Raw genomic sequence first — 19,500 nt, 5'->3', positions numbered from 1 at the left:
TTTGCCCCCGTTTCAATCATCGGTTGATCTGTGGAAAACTTGATTATTTTAGGAATTTTTTTAGCCTGTCCCAGTCGTGGGTTTTCGGGAACTGATCATTAGCGCCATCCATAGGGAAAGGCAGAGAGAATTTACTAAGGCATTCAACCTATACAAGGAATCCCTGAATTTTACCCAAAACCCGAAAACAGTCGTGAAGATAAAAAACCGTCAGGCCTGGTGCCAATATTATATTGGAAATACCAGAGAAACTCTGAATCTTTTCCAGGAATTGCAGGACCGTTTTTCCTCTCATCCAGAAAGCAGACTGTATTACGCCAATTATCTGATTAAAGTTCATAATTTTAAATCCGCTAAAAAGATACTTACTACAGCAATCGAGATATTTCCCGATCAGTTAGAATTGTATCTAACTCTTGCAAGTTTGTTAAAAGATACGGATAGATCCAACGAAGCGATCCAAGTTTTGAAACAAGCATTATCCCAGGAAAAACTTTCCAGAGGAAGAGGGATCAAACGAAAAGATATTTGGTCCGAGCTTGGATATTTGTATTATCAAAGGGGAGATTATAACTCCGCGTTAGCTTCTTTAAAAACTGCCATGAGAATGGACGAAGAAGAAACTTTTTTACATTACGATATGATCGCTCAGTGTTATTTGAAAGTTTCGGATCATAAGAACGCACTTAAGTTTATTGATCTATATATCAAATATTTCGGAGAATCGGACGCGGACATACTCGTTGTAAAAGCGAGGGCCCACGCCCAATTGCATGAAAGCCATTTGGCCTGCGCTTCTCTACTGCAGGCCTACTCCATGGAAAACGGTCTTAAACTTTCCGCGGAGGATATGGTGGATTTCGGTCCACTTTTGCAGACCGGTTTTTTCGATACATTAGAGAATGTTGAAATAGACGAAGCGTGATCACTTCCCCGCTAATTTTTTCTTAGCAAGATCTTGGATCTTCAGGAAATCCTCTAACTTCATATTCGTTCTTTCTCCGACAGGAGAATCGCTTACTTCACTATGATTGTGAACATAAGGAATTCCTATCTTTAATAGATCATCTTTATCGATCACAATTGTTTTTGTTCCTTTTGTAACTGTAAGATAATCCGATTCAGGGATCATCTTAGAATGGTCCGAACTATTTTCCAGTTCCACCTTTCCTTGGCAATGACAGATAAAGGTCATATCTTCTACGATTGAAGTATAGAACTTAGTTCCTCTAACACCGGCAGTGGTTGTTGGAGTTCCTAGACTTAAGCCTTCACCTTTTACAAGTTTATTGGAGAGTATCCAAGATCTTCCCTTTTCTTGGAAAAACTTTTTGTCCGATTTAATATCATCGAAACGGAATCTGGAACCGGATTGGATCTCAAGCAAAGAAGCATTTTCTCCAAATGCGATCGTTGCAGTGGCGCCTTCGTCCGTAACTAATATGTCACCGTTTTGGATCTCTTTGCTTACTTCCGCCTTGGATTTTTCGGAACCTCTTTCTAAGGTTACGTTTCCTACAACGAATGTAATCACTCCCTTGCCTGCATCCGCTTCCTTTTTACCGCAAGAAAACAAAACACATGTTATACCTAGAAGAAATAGTACTGATAACTTTTTCATAGCGGTCGATTTTGAAGTTTCCTTTAAAGGAAGTAAATCGATTTTTAGGAAAGAAGACTATTCTAAACGAAGAAAGTAGCGAATAAAAGTCTTATTAGTGCTTATTTTTTCTTAGTAGTTTTTTTAGGAATTGGGACCTTTCGTTTTGTATTTTTTTTAGAGGCCTTAGCACTTTTGTTATAATCCAAGGCAAGTTCCATCCAGTATCCAAACTCTTTTTCAGGTTTTACTTCCTCAATACTTACAAATACAAATCCCTTCATCAGATTTCCATTATGGATCATTGGTCTGGCTTTTTTCTTTTCTAAAATGGATTCGTAGTCTTTGGGATCTATTCTAAACATAAGTTCCTCTTCCCTGACACAAACGCACATCTTTCCGTTTACCATAAAACAAAGGCCACCGAACATTTTTTTCTCTTCTACTTCTTTCTGTTTGGTAAGAGCTTTTCGAACACGTTCAGCTGTTTTATCATGGATCGCCATATACTTTCCTGAGAAGATAAGAGTATTCTCCTATGTTCCGCCTGATAAAGAAACTTATCATTCCGGAACATTTGCAAGCTGATTCACATCCTCGCCCGGAACCAAAATGAATTCTCCATTGGAACCTTTGAGTCTACTTTCCAGAAAGGGTTTATATTCTTCCGAATTATAAAAGTTTTGAACCGCTTCTTTTGAAGGCCATTCGATGATCAAGAAGAGCTGCGGAAGTTTTCTGTCCCCTTCCAACTTCTCCATATTCGTTGTCCTGGAAAGATATCTTCCCCCGAATTTTTCCACCATCTTAGTCACACTGCGCACATAGGCTGGGATCCAACGAGCGCTAGTGATATTCAATTCTGCTACAGAATAATACTTCATATGACCTTCTCAAATCTTAGATTTTGAAATGGTTGCAAGCCTTTTCGGGATTACTTTGAGACGTAAACTACTGAACCGGAAGGCAGTTCGATTCGCAAGGAACTTCGAAAATCCAGTATATTCTTATCATTCCGAACGAATTTTTGAGGGCGATATTATAAGATCAGTCGAATCTTACTCGGTTTTGGTACAAAATCTTTATATGAACAAAGAACATTTCGCTGTGATCACTGTAGGCGCGGGTTTATCAGGGATCAGCGCCGGTTATCATCTCCAAAAACTTTGCCCAGGCAAAAAATACACAATCTTAGAAAGTAGAGCAGATATCGGTGGGACCTGGAGTTTATTTCGTTATCCGGGAATTCGTTCCGATTCGGATATGTTTACCTTGGGTTATTCTTTCCGACCTTGGAAAGAAGCGAAGGCAATTGCCGACGGCCCTTCTATCCTAAACTATGTGAGAGAAACCGCATCCGAATTTGGAATAGATCGTAATATACGTTTCGAACATAGAGTAACGTCTACCTCTTGGTCAAGTAAGGAAAATTTCTGGACAATCAATGTAGAAGTAGGACCTAAAAAAGAAAAACGGACGTACACCGCGGACTTTCTGTATATCTGCAGCGGTTATTATAATTACGATAGAGGGTTCACTCCGAATTTTCCAGGTGTAAAAAACTTTAAAGGTCAGATCATTCATCCGCAACATTGGCCTGAGAACTTAGATTATAAAGGCAAAAAAGTCGTAGTGATCGGAAGTGGTGCAACCGCGGTTACATTAGTTCCATCCATGGCGGATGATGCTTCTCATGTTACTATGTTGCAAAGGTCCCCGACTTATATTACTAGTCTTCCTTCTAAGGATATAGTTGCAGATTTTTTAAGATTCATTCTACCTGCGAAGCTGGCTCATCATATCACTCGGGTCAAAAATATTCTGATCCAAATTTGGTTTTATCAAATCTGCAAAAGATCTCCTAACTTTGCAAAGTGGCTGATCAGGGCTCGACTGAAAGCTTCTCTTCCTAAAGGTTACGATATAGATACTCATTTCAAGCCGAATTATCAACCTTGGGACCAAAGGGTTTGTTTAGTTCCTGACTCCGATCTTTTCAAGGCAATCTCAAAGGGGAAAGCTTCTATAGTCACAGATCATATCGAAACTTTCACTTCTAAAGGCATTAAATTGAGATCCGGAAAAGAATTGGAAGCGGATATTATTGTGACTGCAACAGGATTGGAATTACTCGCGATAGGTGGGATCCAACTAAAGGTAGATGGCGAGGAAATTGATATTTCTAAACAATTTACATTCAAAGGATTGATGCTAAGCGGAGTCCCTAATTTTGCATTCTGTGTGGGCTATACAAATGCATCTTGGACCTTGAGAGCGGATCTTACTTCTACGTATGTTGCAAGATTACTGAATCATATGGAATCAAAAGGTTACAAACAATGTGTGCCTATCTGCGATCCTGCAAAGATGGAGAAGGAGCCGATACTCGATCTAAATTCAGGATATATCCAAAGAGCAATAGACCAATTCCCTCAAAGAGGAGCAAACCGTCCTTGGAGATTCCATCAGAATTATCTAATGGATCTGCTCGATATCAATTTTGCGAATGTGAACGACTCCAACTTGTCGTTCGGATAAAAATAGTTCAAATAGGAAGAAGAAAAACCAAATGAAAAGTTTTAAAAACAAAGTGGCTGCTATCACAGGAGCCGGATCCGGAATGGGAAGGGAACTTGCCATACAACTTGCGGAACAAGAATGCAGTTTGGCATTATCGGATGTAAACGAATCAGGCCTCGCAGAAACAGTCCAATTGATAAAAAAGAAAAACCCGAATGTTTCCGTTACCAGCCAAAAACTGGATGTATCGGATCGGTCGGCAGTTTTTGATTGGGCTTCCAAGGTGGCCAAAGAGCATAATAAGGTAAATTTAATATTTAATAACGCGGGGATCGCCTTCGGCTCAACGATAGAAGGATTTGAGTCAAACGATTTCCGGAGAGTTATGGATATAAACTTCGGCGGTGTAGTGAACGGAACGCAGGCATTTCTACCTTATTTAAAGGAAAGCGGAGAAGGTCATATCATCAACACTTCAAGTGTTTTTGGGATCATCGCCGTTCCGGGGACTTCAGCATACAATGCTTCCAAATTTGCTGTCAGGGGATTTACGGAAACATTAAGACAAGAACTTGATCTTACTAAAGCAAAAGTTTCAGCTACTAGCGTTCATCCTGGAGGGATCAAAACCGCCATCGCAAAAAGTTCCAAAACTAACGACAGCGTGCGGGCCTTAGGTTTGGACCCGAATACAGCCGGGGAAAAAATGTCCGCTCAATTCATTACTACTCCTGAACGAGCAGCTAAAGTGATCTTAAAAGCGGTTAAGAAAAATTCCAGAAGAGTTCTTATCGGACCGGACGCGGTGTTTGTGGATCTGATGCAAAGATTACTTCCTACTTTCTACCAAGTGATAATCGGAAAACTTCTGCTTAAACAAATGAAGTAACGTGAATTTATGGAAGCCGTTCAGACGGCTTCCATAAACAAAATCTACTTGTGCGATCCTCATCCAACAAATATAAAGAATTGTTTTCGGAAAATAAGGATCCGATCTCACTGCATAACTTGCTTTATAATATCCAGAAATTGTGCAGGCCGAAACGGTTTAATGATCCATCCATTCGCTCCGGCTTCGGCTCCCTTCTGTTTTATATTTTCTTCTGACTCGGTAGTCAAGGTCAGAATGGGTACGTCCGCATTCCTTTTTCTGACTTCCCGTATAAAAGTAAGCCCATCCATCACGGGCATATTTATATCCGTTATGACCAGATCGTAATCGGAATCGCCGAATTTGTCTATGCCCTCCTTTCCATCAGATGCAAGAGTGACTTCATAGCCGCCTATCCCCAATGTTTGTTGGACAAGACTTCTCATAGTGGCTGAGTCGTCTACTGCTAGTATTCTTAAGTTCCCCATATATTAAGCTCCTTTAATAAATAACGTGAAGTTGGAAGGATTCAATTCATAGAAGCGGCATAAGCCGAATTCACGAATGATAAAATTTTTCGAATATTCCGATATAGACTCGGCAGAACCTAAAATAAGAAAGCTGTCTTGATCCAAAGCCTGCTCTATTTTATTGAATAAATTTTTTCTTTCCTGCTGGTCAAAATAATAGGACACATTCCTGCATAGGATCAAATCGCAGTTGGAAGGATAAGGATCGTAGATCAGATTATGCTGTTTAAATTCTATGACGGATCGTATCTCCTCGTTTACGACGTACAACCCTTTAGAGACTGGATCGAAATACTTGGCAAGATGGGCTTCGGACAGTCCCCTTCCAATCTCAAAGGCAGAATAAACTCCGTTTTTGGCTTTTTCTATTGTATCTTTTGCTATATCCGTTGCGATTATGCTGATATTCTTAAATAATTGCGGATACTTTTCGTGGATAGAGATCGCTACGGAATATGGTTCTTGTCCGGTAGAACAAGCTGCAGACCAAATCTTGATCTTATTATCTTTCTGCTGCTTTCTTTCCAATATTTCAGGTATGATCCTTTCTAAGATCGCTCCAAAAATACTTTCATCCCGAAAAAACCTTGTTTCATGAGTTGTTACTCTATCTATCACTTTTTCCTTAAATTCAAGATCATGACCTTCTGTGAATTTTTTAGAGAGTTGGCCGAAATCGGATAAATTATAATCCGATAATATATCTGAAAGACGGCTTTCCAAAAGATAAATTTTCTCTTCAGTCAAGGATATACCCGTCGCTAGTTTTATCACTTCCATCAATTCGAGGGTGGCATCTTGCATTATAATTAGTTCCCTTGTAATAAGTTGGAGATCTTTTCCGCGATGCTGTCCACATCCAACACTTCATCGACAAGCCCTTCCTGTACCGGGCGATTGGGCATCCCGAAAACGGTACATGATTCCCGATTCTGTGCGATCAAGTATGCACCGTTCTTCTTTAACTCCTTCATCCCGAGATAACCGTCCTCTCCCATTCCGGTCATAATGATCGCGGTAGTTTCTTTGGGAAAATTTTCTGCTAAAGATTTGAAGAGGATATTTACGGACGGTTTGCATAACTCTTCTTCCGGCCCGTTAAACACTCTTGCAGTAGGTCCTGAAGAGCCATTGACTATCTCGAGTTGTTTTCCTCCCGGAGCTATATAGGCAGCTCCTTTCTGTAAAACCTCACCGTCTTCCGCCTCTTTGATCAGCATATTTGCAGCCTGTGAAAGACTTTCTGCGAGATAGTTGGTGAACAAAGGAGGCATGTGCTGAGCGACCACAATGCTCCCATTAAGATCAGACGGTAGTTTTAGGAATAATTGACGCAAAGCGATCGGTCCACCGGTAGATATACCTATTGCACATATCGCACAATCTTTCTCCCTTCGGGTTTGGATCGTTTTAACGGGTATATTTTTCTTTTCGAACTGACTCTGAACGATTGGTTTGATCGGACTAAGAGCTTTGATCTTGGAGGTTAATAACTCCAAGGTTTCGTTTAACGCTCCGTCCTGTCCTCCATTTGGTTTCGGTACGAAATCGATCGCCCCCATATCCAAGGCTTTCAAAGTGATCTTAGCACCCTCTTGCGTGAGAGAACTAAGCATAATCACCCGTGTGTCGGGAAATTTAGATTTAATTTCCTCCAACGTTTGGATCCCATTCATTTGAGGCATTTCTACATCCAAAATCACGAAATCCGGTTTCAGTTGAGCGATCTTAGGAAGCGCGAACTTGCCGTCTATCGCCGCTCCTAAAAATTCGATCTCACTATCTTGCGAAAAGGTGTTCCGAAGAAGGTTCCGATAGACCAAAGAGTCATCTACGACAAAAACAGATGTCTTTCGGGTCACTTTGCTTTTCTCCACAGGTAGTTCCAAGATACTCACCTTTTACTTTGTCGTATTAGAAATTTTGAATTGATTCACCAACATTGTCAGGCCTGCGGCAAGGTCCTGTAAAGATTGGGAAAGTTTAGATACACTGTTTGAGTCCTTAGCGCCATCTAGAGAAGCAGTAGAGATCCCGTTGATGTTTTTAGTGACATCGTTAGAAGTTAGCGAAGTCTGACTGACATTAGCCGCAATCTCCTTAGTTGTGATGGACTGTTCTTCCACTGCAGAAGCGATACTTCCGCTGATCTCGTTTACTTCAGCGATAACACTCGTAATTTTACCGATGGATTCGATCACCTTTTCCGTACTTTTCTGTATGGCGGAAATCTTACTTTTAATCTCTTCGGAAGATTCCGCAGACTGACGAGCGAGCTCTTTTACTTCCGATGCGACTACAGCAAAACCCTTACCAGCATCTCCTGCTCCCGCAGCTTCGATAGCCGCGTTTAACGCAAGAAGTTTGGTTTGAGCGGCAATATTGGAAATACTTTCGATTACATTCCCGATCTCATTCGCGTTCTCACCTAACTCTTTTACAACCCTACTGGTTTCGATCGCGGTGGAATTCGCTTCCCTTGCGATCTTTGCCGAGTCGGCTGCCTTTTTCGCGACTTCTCCTACAGAAACAGACATTTCTTCGATGGAACTCGAAACAACATTCAAATTCTGATTCATCTGAGTTGCTGCTGCTGCGATCGTTTGAGATTGTTGTGACATTTCCTCGATTCCCGAGGATAAATTCAGACTAGCTCCTGATAAGTCTTGAGCGGAAGAGAAAAGTATATCTCCGTTCTCTTTCAAACGAGAGATTAAAGCCGCCGTATTGATCAGCATGTTCAAGATCGCTTTCCCCAATTCGCCTAATTCATCGTTGCGATTATGAGCGATGTTGACAGAAAGATCTCCGGTCGCTATTTTGTTTGCGATATCCGTGGCCTCTTTTAAAGGTTTCAGAATATAAAAAGTGAGATAACCACCTAGTAAGATTTGGAGAGCTGCAAAAAATCCTGCAATCCCGATAGTCACTTCCGAAACTAAACCGATAGATTCAGAAACCGCTAAGCTTCCTAGACCGAACACACCTAAAAAGATGAACAGAAATAACTTTGTCCTGATGGATATTTTTTTCTTTTGAGTAGGCTCTAGTTTACTTTTTCCGGAGAGTATATCCGAATACAATTTAGAAGCGGCTTCAACTTGCTGACGTGTAGGAGTTCGCCTGACCGACATAAAGCCTACGATATTTCCGTTTTCTACTTTTGGCGCTACGTTCGCATCCACCCAATAATGGTCCCCGTTTTTGGATCTATTCTTAACGATCCCTCGCCACGGTTTACCGCTCTGGATCGTTTCCCAAAAATCCTTAAATACACTTCTAGGTATATCCGGGTGTCGAACAACATTATGGGGCTTTCCAACTAGTTCATCGTTGGTTAGACCCGCTATTTCCAAGAATTCCTTGTTAGCATAAATAACTCGTCCCTTCAAGTCGGTCATTGAAACAAGGGTGGTCCCTTCTTTTACAAAACGTTCAATATCCGTTAACGTTGTGGACATTTGTTTTTTCTCACTTTCCTTTTCATTTCCTTGAGAAACAAAACCTAGCATATAATACTCCTCACTCGTCTTCCAGACGTAGCAATTCTTCCCTGTTCAAAATTATCATTGTCTTATCTTTTAAAATAGTTACGTTTCGTATGAATCTTGCCTCTTGCTCGTTTAAATGAGAAGGACAACTCTCCAGATCTTTGCTCGCAACTTCTACGATATCCGAAACTGAATCGGAAAGAATAGCGAAGGTTTCTTTTTTTCCTTTTAAACGAATAAGAGAATGTTTTCCTTCTCCGCTTATGCGATCCTTTCCAAAGAGCGATCTCAAATTAAGTATAGTAACAAGGTCTCCTCGTAAGTTTACGATCCCTTCAATATAATCAGGAGAATGAGGAACTTTTAATATTCTTTTGTTGTGATCCACTTCCTTACATCCTTCTAAAGGAAGTCCGTAAATTTCGGTTCCAAGGAAAAATGATAAATATTGTTTCTTATCTTCCTGCTCTACCATGCATCACCCCGAAATAATTTCCTGACGAATCTGATCTTTTCCGATCTTTTTCAAAACAACAATGGGATCGATTACGATAACAGTTTGTCCGGCGACAATCCCGCTACCGATAACTCCGGAAGATCGGTCTTCGTTCTTAGTAAAAGAACCGATTTCTCCCACAACATTATGGATTTCTTGTACAAGGATTCCCTTTTTCCCTAAAGAAGTCTGGATCAGTATCATAGTCCGCTCGGTATCCTTATTCTCGTCTTTCAGGTTGAAATAACTGTCCAATCTACAAAGTTCTATGACTTCTCCGCGGTATTGGACCACTTCGCTATCAATGAATCTTTCGAAGTATTTTGGATCCACTTGTTCGATCCTGATCACGGACCTTGAATCTAATCCGAACATCTGCTTATTGACGGAGAATAGAAGATAATGTTCCCTTTCGGTGATTTCACGGATAGTTTTGGAGCGAAGCTCCTCTTTTACGTTAGTATGCAACTTTAAGAATTTGCTAATCCCGGAAATATCCAATATCAACGCAACATTTCCGTCGCCCAAGATCGCAGCTCCGGTATAAAGATTAATCTTTGCCAAATCCTTTGAGAGTGGCTTGACTACGATCTCTTCAGGATTTTCGATCTCTTCGATCAACATTCCGAATTTATGTTTTTCTGTGTGAACGACCACGATGTATTTATCGTTCCGATCTGCCGAAAGATCGGAAGACAATCCGAGTATTTCTCCTGTATTGATTAGAGGAAGTAGATGACCTCTTAGTTGATACACCATCTTCTTTTCCAGATATGATACGGATCTTCTATCGAGTAAAATAAGCTCAGAAATATTCTGCTGAGGTATTGCGAAAAGCATTCCCGAAGTCTTAACCATTTGGCAGTTTATAATGGAAAGTGTCTGAGGTAAGGAGGCGATAACCGAAGTTCCTATACCTTGCTTTGATGAAACGGAGACAGTCCCTCCGGCTTTCTGAAAATTCATCTTTACTACATCCATGCCGACGCCCCGTCCCGACGTGGAAGACACTGCATGAGCAGTGCTGAACCCTGGAGAAAAAATAAATTCAGATAATTCTTCCGGAGATTTTCTTTGCGCCTCCTCTCGTGTTATAAGTCCCCTTTCGATTGCCTTATTTTTAATGCTGTCGATGTTCAATCCTCTACCATCGTCTTCAACTTTGAGGATAACGTTTCCTCCTCTTAACGAGGCTGATAAATGTATTTTCCCTTTTCGAGGTTTTCCCGCCGAGACGCGCTCATTGGGAGATTCTACCCCGTGGTCAACGGAGTTCCGAATCATATGCATAATAGGATCGGAAATCGAATCTATTATACTCTTATCAAGTTCGACCTCGCCTCCTTCTAGGAAAAGTTCAACTTCCTTTCCAGTAGTCTTCTCAAGATCATGGATCAATCTAGGAATCCTCTTATAAAGAGATTCCAATTTTTGCAGCCTAGTTCGCATAACACTCTCTTGAGAGGATGTGATTAACTGGCTTAAATTCCGAACTATAGACAACAAAGACGGATCGTCGTAGCTTTCTATCTTTTGAAGGAGTTGGTTTCTTACGATTATTGTTTCGCCTGCAAGATTGATCATATGATCCAGAAGCTGCAGAGGGATCTTCAGATAATATTCTGCCGAAACCTCTTTGGACTTGGACGGATTACTTTCAGGCTCGGAAGTTGGTCGAGACGATCGGTCTGATATAGACTGAGACACGGAAGGACTTTCATTTAATTGAGGCCTAAAGATTGTAGAAACTGAAAGCAAAGAAACAGGAGAAAGTTTCATAAAACTTTCTTTATCCTTAGAATACATTAAGATTAAATAATGTGTCCTATTTTCCGATAGACTCGAATGAGTTCCGTTCTTCCCTTCAAAATCCCCATGATCCAAAACTATCCCTAAATCGGAAAACTTCTCTATGGCTCTGGAGTAATTTTTGTCTTCCTGATCCTTCTCCCGGAATTTAACCAGAAAAAGAGAAAAACAACCATGTTTAGCTTTTGTAATATAACTTTTAGGGATCAGTATCTTCCCGTTTTTGAACGAAGTTCCTTCGGTACTAGACGGAAGAATTAATGGTTTATTCTTTTTAGGAGGAGTGAATAACCCGAATCTAGGTTTTTCCTTTTCTTCAGATTTTTCGTCCTCAGTCTTCAGACTTTCGTTGATCCTCGACATCAGTTCAGAAACTTGCGAATCCGAAACACTCTCTTTGCGCTCGTTCATTTCCTTAAGAGCATCGATACAATCCAAAAAAAGACTGATCTCCTTATCTGCAGGTTTAATCTCCCTTTTACGGAACTGATTCAAAAGACTCTCGAAAGAATGAGCCAATCCAGTGATCAATGGAAAATCGAAAATGGCAGAGTTACCCTTTATAGTATGGATCACTCTGAAAAGAGTATTGATCTGCTCCGGTTGGTAATTCTTTTCCAATTCGAGGATAGACTCTTCCGCCATATCCAGAAGTTCTCTAGCTTCTACTAGATAATCTTTTAACAGGTTTTCGTAATCAACTTCCATATATTCAGCGCCTACACAGATATCACAGGAAAGAAGGCTTCCGCCATTATACAAGGCTCAACTATAGGCGAAGTATGATCGGAAACATTATGAATATTAAATATTCCTCGATGTTTATTCACTATCATGTCGACAGCTGTCAAACCGAGCCCCATTCCAAACTTCTCTAACTCCGAAAATTCCTCTACGGGGGGAAGTAAACGAAAGAAAGGACGAGTTACCAAAACTTCCTTATTTTCCGCATCCACAAGTTCTTGGGCGGAATTGACTACATTCTTAACTGCTAAGCAAAAATATCCGTCGATCTTACCAAAATAAACATCTATGAAGGTCGACTTCTTGGAATATTTCATAGCGTTCAATATTAGTTCATCGAATACGATGCCGACCCAATCCAATTGCACTCTGAGCGACTCTTTCGATTTACTGGATGAAAACCGAATCTTTAAATCCTTCTTATCCAAAAAAGGAACGAATGTCTCTGATTGCTTAGTTAAAGTATGGACCAAATCGCTGATGGAAATTTTTTCCATCTTCGCCTGTTCTCCGGCCAAGGACAGAACAGTGGACAAACTTCCTAGTTGTTTTCTTAAAACGTCCTGGCTTGCATAAAGAAGACTTAATATTTCGTTACTTACTAATGCACCGTTTTCAGTGGTCTGATGTCCCATCTTCAGTAAATCAAGGAGAGAAAGAATGGCCCCTATCCCGGAGCCTTGTGAAAAGGAAGTATTCAAAGACTTTATAGTGGAAAGCGATAATGAATTCTCATCGGATTTGCGAATGGATTCTTTATACGTTAACCAATCCAACTGCTCTTTCAATACGTCACGATTCGATCTTTCCACATCCGCTTGAAAATCTCGCAGACTGCTGCATTGAAATGCCAAGGTGACTGTTCTATCAAAATCCTCTTTTGTAACCGGCTTACGAAGATAATCGAAAACACCAAGCTTCATCACTTCGATTATCTTGTCAGGTTCATCAAGAGAAGATTGTACTATTATAATTGCATTTGGGTCCTGTTTTTTTAGATCCCGTATAAAAGATGCGCCATCTTGTTCAGGCATCACCAAATCGACTATGTATACCGAATAAGGTTTCGAAGCAGAAAGAAACTTTTTCATTCCTTCCTTACCATTTGAGGCAATATCAAAATCCCAATTCATCTTTCTACAAAAATGATCGTAGACTAATGCAATCTCTGGTGAATCCTCTATTATCAGAATTTTTCCCATTCCTGATTCTCCGGAGAGCACCTGCATATCCACAATTTGATCCAACTCCCGACTCATATAATCTTTCTTCCCTGTAGCGTTGTGCGTCTTTGAGTAAAGATCACAATCGAACAATTTTTAGAGACTTGAGATAGATCGAAATTATTACGCGGTACTATAACTTTTGAATATATGAATTATAATTAATGGTAGATCACTCGATTGAGTGTAAAAAAAGCATTACTCTATTCATAAACGTTATGCATATTGTTCCTAAAGAAATAGATGAAGTTTGACAAAGCTCAATTTATTGGCGCAAGAGAAGAGGAAAGTAGTTAGCGGATTTTTAAGAAGGCTCGCGGATCGCAGTGGGGACATCCGACATTTTTCGTCAGAAAATGATAGAGAACAAAGAGGGCGCAGTTTTGGAAAAGACAATAGGCAGTCGGGAATTGGATCAAAGACCCTGGGATATTCTATCCGATCCCACTGCAATCTCCCGAATTGCAGAATCTTTTCTCTATATGGAAGAACTTACGGTCAAAGATTGGTCTTTCGATACGAAGGCGATTATCACAAAAACTTTCGGGGATTCCGCACAGATTGCGGTACGTTTTCAGAAAGGATCTCTGATCGCTTTGGGCGAACGGATTATTCTACAAAGAACTCTGAAACATCATATAGAACTGAGCTGCAGGATCATCAGACGTCTTAATGATTTCGAATTTTTAATGCAAGCCGAATCAGTTTCTATCGCTAAAACCAATCGGAAAGAAGAAAGATTACGAGTTAAGAATGATTCGGTATTTGCTACAAATATAGTATATCACCCGGAACATTTCGAATTGAACCGTCATATCTCTCTGAACGTTATTCGGGAAGTATTGGAAACCTTCAAGGAGGAGTTAATACATCCTAAATTCGGAGAGATCAAGATCGGGCTTTTTCAATCAGGCCAAGACTCAAAATTTGAGATCGTTAGAAAAACAAAAAAGATCTTCTACATCCAAAATACAGAAGCACCCAGTTCTTATACAGAACTCCTGCCTCAATTCGTTCACTATAGCACTTACTTTGGTAAGAATATTCTTTCTGCGATTAGAAGTTATAAGAATGAATCGATAAAATCTGAACTTATACTTCCGATTTTATACGATAAAAATGATAAAGACTCATATCCGAAAGCATATCTTTGGATTAGAAGCCCTCAAGAACATATATTAGCGGAAGATCTTTCCGAACTATATGCACTGTCGGAAAGAATCATCAACACAATCCGCAACTCTGATTCCATTAAGGCAACCGACAGATTCGATGTACTTAATATTTCCGAATCTGGCGCCAAAATAAGGATACATCAAAAAGATATATTGTATAACGTTTACGGGAAAGAGAGTCTTAAATTCGACCTTGTATTCAAGGGAAGGCCTCCCATTCACATGAACGCAAAGATCTGTTGGCGCTCTGTGGACAGAACCGGAAAACTTTTCTTAGGTTTAAAATTCATATATGACCAAGAGCAGCTTTCCAGTTTAAGAAAATTGGAATATAATCTCCAGTCTTTACGAAATCGTATGAATTCCGGCGGGGGTGATGCGACGCTCTTTAAAATTTACCGAAGTTTGCGCCCAAAAAGAAAGAAATTTTAGTCTGACCTTATCTTGCGACAAGCCGTCTCCCGATCGAACTAACTACTTACCGACATATTAACTATCCTTTAGCCTTCACTAAATCCAAGGCTACATCGATGATCATATCTTCTTGACCACCGACCATTTTCCGTTTACCTAATTCGATAAGAATATCAACTGTTTTGATACCAAATTTGCGAGAAGCTTCCTCTGCATGACGTAAAAAGCTCGAATAAACTCCTGCATATCCAAGTGCTAACGTTTCTCGATCGACTCTTACTGCTCTATCCTGTAGAGGACGGACCAAATCTTCTGCCGCATCCATTAGGATAAAAAGATCAGTACCATGATTCCAATTCATTCGAGAGGCTGCTGCAATAAATACTTCTAGAGGGGCATTTCCTGCGCCTGCTCCCATACCAGCAAGGCTCGCATCAATGCGGTCACATCCCTCTTCGACTGCAATAATCGAATTTGCTACTCCTAAAGAAAGATTATGGTGAGCGTGGATCCCTGTTTTAGTTTCCGGTCTCAAAACATCTTTTAATGCTCGGAAACGATCTCGAATATCATTCATATTCATTGCTCCACCTGAATCCACTACGTAAATGCATTCGGCACCATAACTCTCCATCAATTTACCTTGTTCTGCCAACTTTTGAGGGGAAATCATATGACTCATCATTAGAAAACCGACAGCATCCATCCCTAAATGGTTTGCATATTCTAAATGTTGCTTTGAAATATCTGCTTCCGTACAATGAGTTGCGACCCTTACCGATCGAACCCCTGCGTCATACGCATCTTTTAGATCGTGAATAGTTCCAATGCCAGGAAGAAGTAAAGTTGCAATTTTTGCATATTTTACAATTTGAGCAGCTTCTTCAATCATCTCCAAATCGGTATGAGCTGAAAATCCATAGTTAAAGCTGGAACCTTGAAGCCCATCTCCATGTGCTATTTCAATACTATCCACTTTAGCATCATCAAGTGCTTGCACGATATCTTTTACATGAATAAGCGAATATTGATGGCGAATGGCGTGACTTCCATCACGTAAAGTTACATCCGAAATAAAAAGCTTCTTGTTCTCAGGGAAAGTCATTTCGCCATCTCCTTTAATTTAGAATTTCTTAATTTGGAGATCCTTTCCCCAGTTGCCAATGCAGCGGAAGTCATTATATCCAAGTTTCCAGCAAACGATGGCAAATAATGAGCCGCTCCTTCTACTTCGATAAGAACGGTGGTCTTTAATCCGGAAAGTGCACCTATTCCAGGAATTTTAAGAGGTTTATCCTCAGGAACGATATCAAATAAGACATGTTGTTTCAGTCGATATCCCGGTACATAACTTTGAACTAATTCTACCATTTCTAATATCGATGTTTCGATTTTCGACTGATCCGCTAATTTTGAGAGGATGTAAATTGTATCTCTCATCATTGGAGGAGGTTCAGCAGGATTCATTACTATGATTGATTTCCCCTTTTTCGCTCCACCAACCAATTCCAGTGCTTTCGAAGTTGTCTCCGTAAACTCATCTATATTTGCTCTAGTGCCTGGCCCGGCAGATTTGCTACTAATGGATGCAACAATTTCCGCATAATGGACCTCAACAATCCTGGAAACGGCATACGCAATCGGAACAGTCGCCTGCCCGCCACAAGTGATCATATTGATATTTTTTTGATCTATATTCTGCTCCAAGTTTACTACTGGCACACAATAAGGACCAATTGCAGCAGGAGTTAAGTCGATCATTCGAATATTTGGATTCTCTTTTCTTAATATTCTATCATTCTCAACATGAGAAGAAGCGGAAGTCGCATCAAATATAATCTCTATTTCATTAAAATTAGGAAGTTCCAGCAAACCTTGCACTCCTTTGTGAGTGATTGGAACTCCTAATCTGCTCGCTCTAGCCAATCCATCCGAGTTTTGGTCTATACCAACAAGAGCACATAGTTCCAGATTTTTTGAATTTCTCAAGATCTTGATCATTAGATCAGTTCCGATATTTCCGGATCCTATAATGGCTGTTTTTACTTTTCTTTCCATAAGAAGCACCTAATTTGAAAATATATAATTAAATCATTTTACAAGAAACTCTTCCGAGCCCCTTGATCTCCGCATCCAAATCGTCTCCAGACCGAATAGAAACCATAGGCCCTAATGCACCGGACAAAATAATCTCTCCCTCCTTCAGACTTTGGCCTCTCTCTATTAAGTTTTTTGCAAGCCAATAAGCCGCTCTTAGTGGGTGGTTCAAACAAGCTGCACCAGATCCAACAGATTCTACTGCGCCGTTCTTCCTAAGAACCATTCCTACACCTGCCAAATCTAAATTTCCTAAAGTAACGGGCTGATTACCCAATACAAAAAGACCGCAAGAAGCATTATCTGCTACAGTATCCTCTAGCTTTATCTTCCAATTCTCAATGGCGCTATCTACTATCTCCAAAGCTGGAAGAGCATATAAGATTGAATTTAAAAATTCACCGTAACTTGATATACTTCCTTGTATATCATTTGCCAATACGAAAGCTATTTCCGCTTCAACTTTAGGTTGGAGAAGTTTAGAAGTGGGCACTTCATCCGAGTCTAAATATTCCATATCAGAAAAAAGAGTTCCGAAATCAGGTTGGTCTACACCTAATTGGATCTGAACTGCCTTAGAAGTTAATCCAATCTTTTTTCCAATCTCCTTAGCTCCAGTTCTCAATCTTTCTGCATTGTTGATCTTTGCAATTTCATAAGATATTTCTAAACCATGAATACCATAAGTCTGAGTAATTGGCGGAATAGCTTTTCTATTCTTTCTCGCCTCTCGTAATGCGAAAGCGGCTAATCGAATATTTGAAGAATCCTCTAAGTCGCCCATTTTAAACTCCAACAAACGATTTTCCTTTTGTATTATGTACAGCAGTACTAATGCCAAGCTGACGCTTTAACTCTTCAACAAGGTTATCACCGCTTAACTTTGCCATACCAAATACGAATTTATCCGGTCGAAGTAAAACTAGTGCATTTTTCTTATATCCTGCCTCATCAAACCAAGGCTTTAATAAGCTATAAACGTCTTCCACTTCATTCAGATCTGGATCGAAGTCCCTGCCAACGCCACGAATACCTTGAGGCCTTCTTCCTTTTTCATAAATCGCAATATACTTGGTTCCAAGTGAGTTTAAAAAAGAAAGAGATTTATCGGAAAGACCTTCTCTCGGATCGTTCCCTTGACCTATCAAAGCAAAGGAGTTCCCAATAATTTGATCCATTTTTCTAATTGTGCCATCCATGATCTGAAGATCAGGCTGAGGTATCAGAGTACCTGCATGAAGATTGGCGGAATTTCTCGGTAAGCCGAAATACTTTCCCTTCTTATATTTAGGTTTAGGTTTGAATTTTCCTTCCTGAAGAATTCTATAGAGACTTGGAATTGTTTTAATGATCCTTAATATACTGTTTCTCAATACGGCAAGAACCTTATTCTCCAAAGAAACCAAGTCCTTCAAGATCGTAGAAACTTGGATCATTGCCTTCGCGTGAAAATATCGTTCACTCTGATATGTATCCAATAACCTTTCCTCTGCTCTTCCTCCGATCACTTCGATTAATTTCCATCCTAGATTAAAAGCATCTCTGATCCCAGAACTCATTCCCTGCCCCATAAACTGAGGAGTCATATGTGCAGCGTCACCCGCTAAAAGAACTCGACCTTCCCTCCATTTTTCCGCAACGAGTCCGTTAAATGTATATACCAATCTACGTTTTATTTCGAAATGATCCGGATTCACATGTTTAGATAATAACATCCGTATTGTTTCCGGCCTTTCCATATATTCTTTGGAGGTTCCTGCTTTAAGTCTGAATTCAAATCGATGGTAACCGTCCGGTTGAGGACAACTCACGACTGGACCATTTGGATCGCAGTAGAAATTGAAATATGGTAAATGACGAAGTCCTAATTCCAAATTTTTCTGTCTTAAGTCCACGACAAGCCAAGGTTCAGGGAAATTTTTCCCTTTTAATTTTATGTTTAAAAATTCGCGGACCTTACTTCTTCCTCCATCACAACCAACGACAAACGAAGCTCTAATAGATTGTTCATCCTCTAGTTCTTTCGGTTTAGGATTTTCTAATTTTTGTCCGTAAGCTGTTCCTTCAGAAGCAACATGATAAACAGTTACTCCCTCCTGATCCTGCACAAGCGAACGAAATTCTCTTCCTCGAAGAATGCGGACATTATCATAATGACCTAACTTTTCACTGAGCTTTGTTTCCAAATAAGGTTGGTATAAAAAGTTAACAACGGGCCATCCATTGGGAGTTCCTGTGGGTGTATATTGACCGATAGGAGCTCCATCTTCATAAGTAAATTGAACTGGGATATCAAACATCATATCCTTATGTACGTCGTCAGCAACGCCAGCAGCCTGAAAGACCCTGAGACATTCATCATCCGTATATACCGCTCTAGCGTTCCCATAGAATACTGGTTCTTTTTCGAGGACAATAATGTTAAGCCCTCTTTTACCTAAAATATGAGCGAGAGTAAGTCCAGTAGGACCTAATCCTACAATCGCAACATCATAAATGAGTTCGTTTGAGTTATTGAAATTTTCCATAA

The 19,500-nt window shown here is 40.1% G+C and carries 18 protein-coding genes; 4 read left to right on the top strand and 14 right to left on the bottom strand.

Annotated elements, in window-relative coordinates; translation table 11 throughout:
- The first annotated feature begins 76 nt into the window (after positions 1-76).
- A complete protein-coding gene (locus CH352_RS02615) occupies positions 77-925 on the top strand; it encodes a tetratricopeptide repeat protein (RefSeq protein WP_100706301.1) in 849 nt (282 codons plus the stop codon).
- On the opposite strand, the gene CH352_RS02610 is transcribed toward CH352_RS02615, so the two are convergent.
- The 3 genes from CH352_RS02610 to CH352_RS02600 all read right to left on the bottom strand — a co-directional run bounded on the left by CH352_RS02610 (position 926) and on the right by CH352_RS02600 (position 2,484).
- Positions 926-1,621 carry a FecR family protein gene (locus CH352_RS02610; RefSeq protein ID WP_100706302.1) on the bottom strand — a complete coding sequence of 232 codons (696 nt, stop codon included), beginning with the start codon at positions 1,619-1,621 and terminating at the stop codon, positions 926-928.
- A 101-nt stretch (positions 1,622-1,722) separates the two neighbouring features.
- Positions 1,723-2,106, bottom strand: a complete 384-nt coding sequence (locus tag CH352_RS02605; RefSeq protein ID WP_100706303.1) for a TfoX/Sxy family protein — start codon at positions 2,104-2,106, stop codon at positions 1,723-1,725.
- A gap of 57 nt (positions 2,107-2,163) precedes the next feature.
- Positions 2,164-2,484, bottom strand: a complete 321-nt coding sequence (locus CH352_RS02600) for a DUF1330 domain-containing protein (RefSeq protein ID WP_100706304.1) — start codon at positions 2,482-2,484, stop codon at positions 2,164-2,166.
- 55 nt (positions 2,485-2,539) lie between these two features.
- Between CH352_RS02600 and CH352_RS02595 the strand changes: the two genes are divergently transcribed.
- Complete coding sequence (locus CH352_RS02595) at positions 2,540-4,138, top strand: flavin-containing monooxygenase (protein WP_243396266.1); 1,599 nt, start codon at positions 2,540-2,542, stop codon at positions 4,136-4,138.
- A gap of 31 nt (positions 4,139-4,169) precedes the next feature.
- Entirely contained in the window at positions 4,170-5,009 is an 840-nt protein-coding gene (locus tag CH352_RS02590; RefSeq protein WP_100706305.1) for an SDR family NAD(P)-dependent oxidoreductase, read from the top strand.
- 107 nt (positions 5,010-5,116) lie between these two features.
- Here the strand turns inward: CH352_RS02590 and CH352_RS02585 are convergent, their stop codons facing one another.
- The 7 genes from CH352_RS02585 to CH352_RS02555 are packed head-to-tail and all read right to left on the bottom strand — an operon-like array spanning position 5,117 to position 13,320.
- Positions 5,117-5,479: a response regulator gene (locus CH352_RS02585; RefSeq protein WP_100706306.1), complete on the bottom strand. Its 363-nt coding sequence runs from the start codon at positions 5,477-5,479 to the stop codon at positions 5,117-5,119.
- Between the two features lie 3 nt (positions 5,480-5,482).
- A complete protein-coding gene (locus CH352_RS02580; protein WP_100706307.1) occupies positions 5,483-6,325 on the bottom strand; it encodes a CheR family methyltransferase in 843 nt (280 codons plus the stop codon).
- 5 nt (positions 6,326-6,330) lie between these two features.
- Entirely contained in the window at positions 6,331-7,419 is a 1,089-nt protein-coding gene (locus CH352_RS02575; RefSeq protein WP_100706308.1) for a protein-glutamate methylesterase/protein-glutamine glutaminase, read from the bottom strand.
- A gap of 3 nt (positions 7,420-7,422) precedes the next feature.
- On the bottom strand, positions 7,423-9,033 hold the full coding sequence (locus CH352_RS02570; RefSeq protein WP_100706309.1) for a methyl-accepting chemotaxis protein: 1,611 nt from the start codon (positions 9,031-9,033) through the stop codon (positions 7,423-7,425).
- 10 nt (positions 9,034-9,043) lie between these two features.
- Entirely contained in the window at positions 9,044-9,487 is a 444-nt protein-coding gene (locus tag CH352_RS02565; RefSeq protein ID WP_100706310.1) for a chemotaxis protein CheW, read from the bottom strand.
- Between the two features lie 3 nt (positions 9,488-9,490).
- Complete coding sequence (locus CH352_RS02560; protein ID WP_100706576.1) at positions 9,491-12,025, bottom strand: chemotaxis protein CheW; 2,535 nt, start codon at positions 12,023-12,025, stop codon at positions 9,491-9,493.
- 11 nt (positions 12,026-12,036) lie between these two features.
- Positions 12,037-13,320 carry a response regulator gene (locus tag CH352_RS02555; protein WP_100706311.1) on the bottom strand — a complete coding sequence of 428 codons (1,284 nt, stop codon included), beginning with the start codon at positions 13,318-13,320 and terminating at the stop codon, positions 12,037-12,039.
- 320 nt (positions 13,321-13,640) lie between these two features.
- Here CH352_RS02555 and CH352_RS02550 point away from each other — a divergent pair, with 320 nt between their 5' ends.
- Complete coding sequence (locus CH352_RS02550) at positions 13,641-14,891, top strand: DUF1577 domain-containing protein (RefSeq protein ID WP_243396268.1); 1,251 nt, start codon at positions 13,641-13,643, stop codon at positions 14,889-14,891.
- Positions 14,892-14,952: 61 nt separating this feature from the next.
- Here the strand turns inward: CH352_RS02550 and dmpG are convergent, their stop codons facing one another.
- Genes dmpG through mhpA form a run of 4 tightly spaced genes read right to left on the bottom strand, consistent with a single transcriptional unit; the run spans position 14,953 to position 19,498 of the window.
- Positions 14,953-15,978 (bottom strand): 4-hydroxy-2-oxovalerate aldolase, encoded by a 1,026-nt coding sequence (gene dmpG / locus CH352_RS02545; protein ID WP_100706313.1) that lies wholly within the window; start codon positions 15,976-15,978, stop codon positions 14,953-14,955.
- Positions 15,975-16,931: an acetaldehyde dehydrogenase (acetylating) gene (locus CH352_RS02540; RefSeq protein WP_100706314.1), complete on the bottom strand. Its 957-nt coding sequence runs from the start codon at positions 16,929-16,931 to the stop codon at positions 15,975-15,977. The genes dmpG and CH352_RS02540 overlap by 4 nt, the downstream gene beginning before the upstream one ends.
- 28 nt (positions 16,932-16,959) lie before the next feature.
- Positions 16,960-17,754 carry a 2-keto-4-pentenoate hydratase gene (locus CH352_RS02535; protein ID WP_100706315.1) on the bottom strand — a complete coding sequence of 265 codons (795 nt, stop codon included), beginning with the start codon at positions 17,752-17,754 and terminating at the stop codon, positions 16,960-16,962.
- 1 nt (position 17,755) lies between these two features.
- Positions 17,756-19,498, bottom strand: a complete 1,743-nt coding sequence (gene mhpA, locus CH352_RS02530; RefSeq protein ID WP_100706316.1) for a bifunctional 3-(3-hydroxy-phenyl)propionate/3-hydroxycinnamic acid hydroxylase MhpA — start codon at positions 19,496-19,498, stop codon at positions 17,756-17,758.
- Positions 19,499-19,500: the final 2 nt, after the last annotated feature.

The sequence above is a fragment of the Leptospira hartskeerlii genome, from assembly GCF_002811475.1.
Taxonomy (GTDB): Bacteria; Spirochaetota; Leptospiria; order Leptospirales; family Leptospiraceae; genus Leptospira_B; species Leptospira_B hartskeerlii.
Note: the sequence above shows the minus strand (reverse complement) of the source record. Positions and strands in the feature narration are given on the sequence as shown.

Bases quoted from the DNA above. Each gene is read 5' to 3' on its own strand.
- dmpG (WP_100706313.1), bottom strand. From the start codon at position 15,978: ATGACTTTCCCTGAGAACAAGAAGCTTTTTATTTCGGATGTAACTTTA.
- CH352_RS02555 (WP_100706311.1), bottom strand. From the start codon at position 13,320: ATGAGTCGGGAGTTGGATCAAATTGTGGATATGCAGGTGCTCTCCGGA.
- CH352_RS02610 (WP_100706302.1), bottom strand. From the start codon at position 1,621: ATGAAAAAGTTATCAGTACTATTTCTTCTAGGTATAACATGTGTTTTG.
- CH352_RS02600 (WP_100706304.1), bottom strand. From the start codon at position 2,484: ATGAAGTATTATTCTGTAGCAGAATTGAATATCACTAGCGCTCGTTGG.
- CH352_RS02560 (WP_100706576.1), bottom strand. From the start codon at position 12,025: ATGGAAGTTGATTACGAAAACCTGTTAAAAGATTATCTAGTAGAAGCT.
- CH352_RS02535 (WP_100706315.1), bottom strand. From the start codon at position 17,754: ATGGGCGACTTAGAGGATTCTTCAAATATTCGATTAGCCGCTTTCGCA.
- mhpA (WP_100706316.1), bottom strand. From the start codon at position 19,498: ATGGAAAATTTCAATAACTCAAACGAACTCATTTATGATGTTGCGATT.
- CH352_RS02570 (WP_100706309.1), bottom strand. From the start codon at position 9,033: ATGCTAGGTTTTGTTTCTCAAGGAAATGAAAAGGAAAGTGAGAAAAAA.
- CH352_RS02585 (WP_100706306.1), bottom strand. From the start codon at position 5,479: ATGGGGAACTTAAGAATACTAGCAGTAGACGACTCAGCCACTATGAGA.
- CH352_RS02580 (WP_100706307.1), bottom strand. From the start codon at position 6,325: ATGCAAGATGCCACCCTCGAATTGATGGAAGTGATAAAACTAGCGACG.
- CH352_RS02605 (WP_100706303.1), bottom strand. From the start codon at position 2,106: ATGGCGATCCATGATAAAACAGCTGAACGTGTTCGAAAAGCTCTTACC.
- CH352_RS02540 (WP_100706314.1), bottom strand. From the start codon at position 16,931: ATGGAAAGAAAAGTAAAAACAGCCATTATAGGATCCGGAAATATCGGA.
- CH352_RS02590 (WP_100706305.1), top strand. From the start codon at position 4,170: ATGAAAAGTTTTAAAAACAAAGTGGCTGCTATCACAGGAGCCGGATCC.
- CH352_RS02565 (WP_100706310.1), bottom strand. From the start codon at position 9,487: ATGGTAGAGCAGGAAGATAAGAAACAATATTTATCATTTTTCCTTGGA.
- CH352_RS02550 (WP_243396268.1), top strand. From the start codon at position 13,641: ATGATAGAGAACAAAGAGGGCGCAGTTTTGGAAAAGACAATAGGCAGT.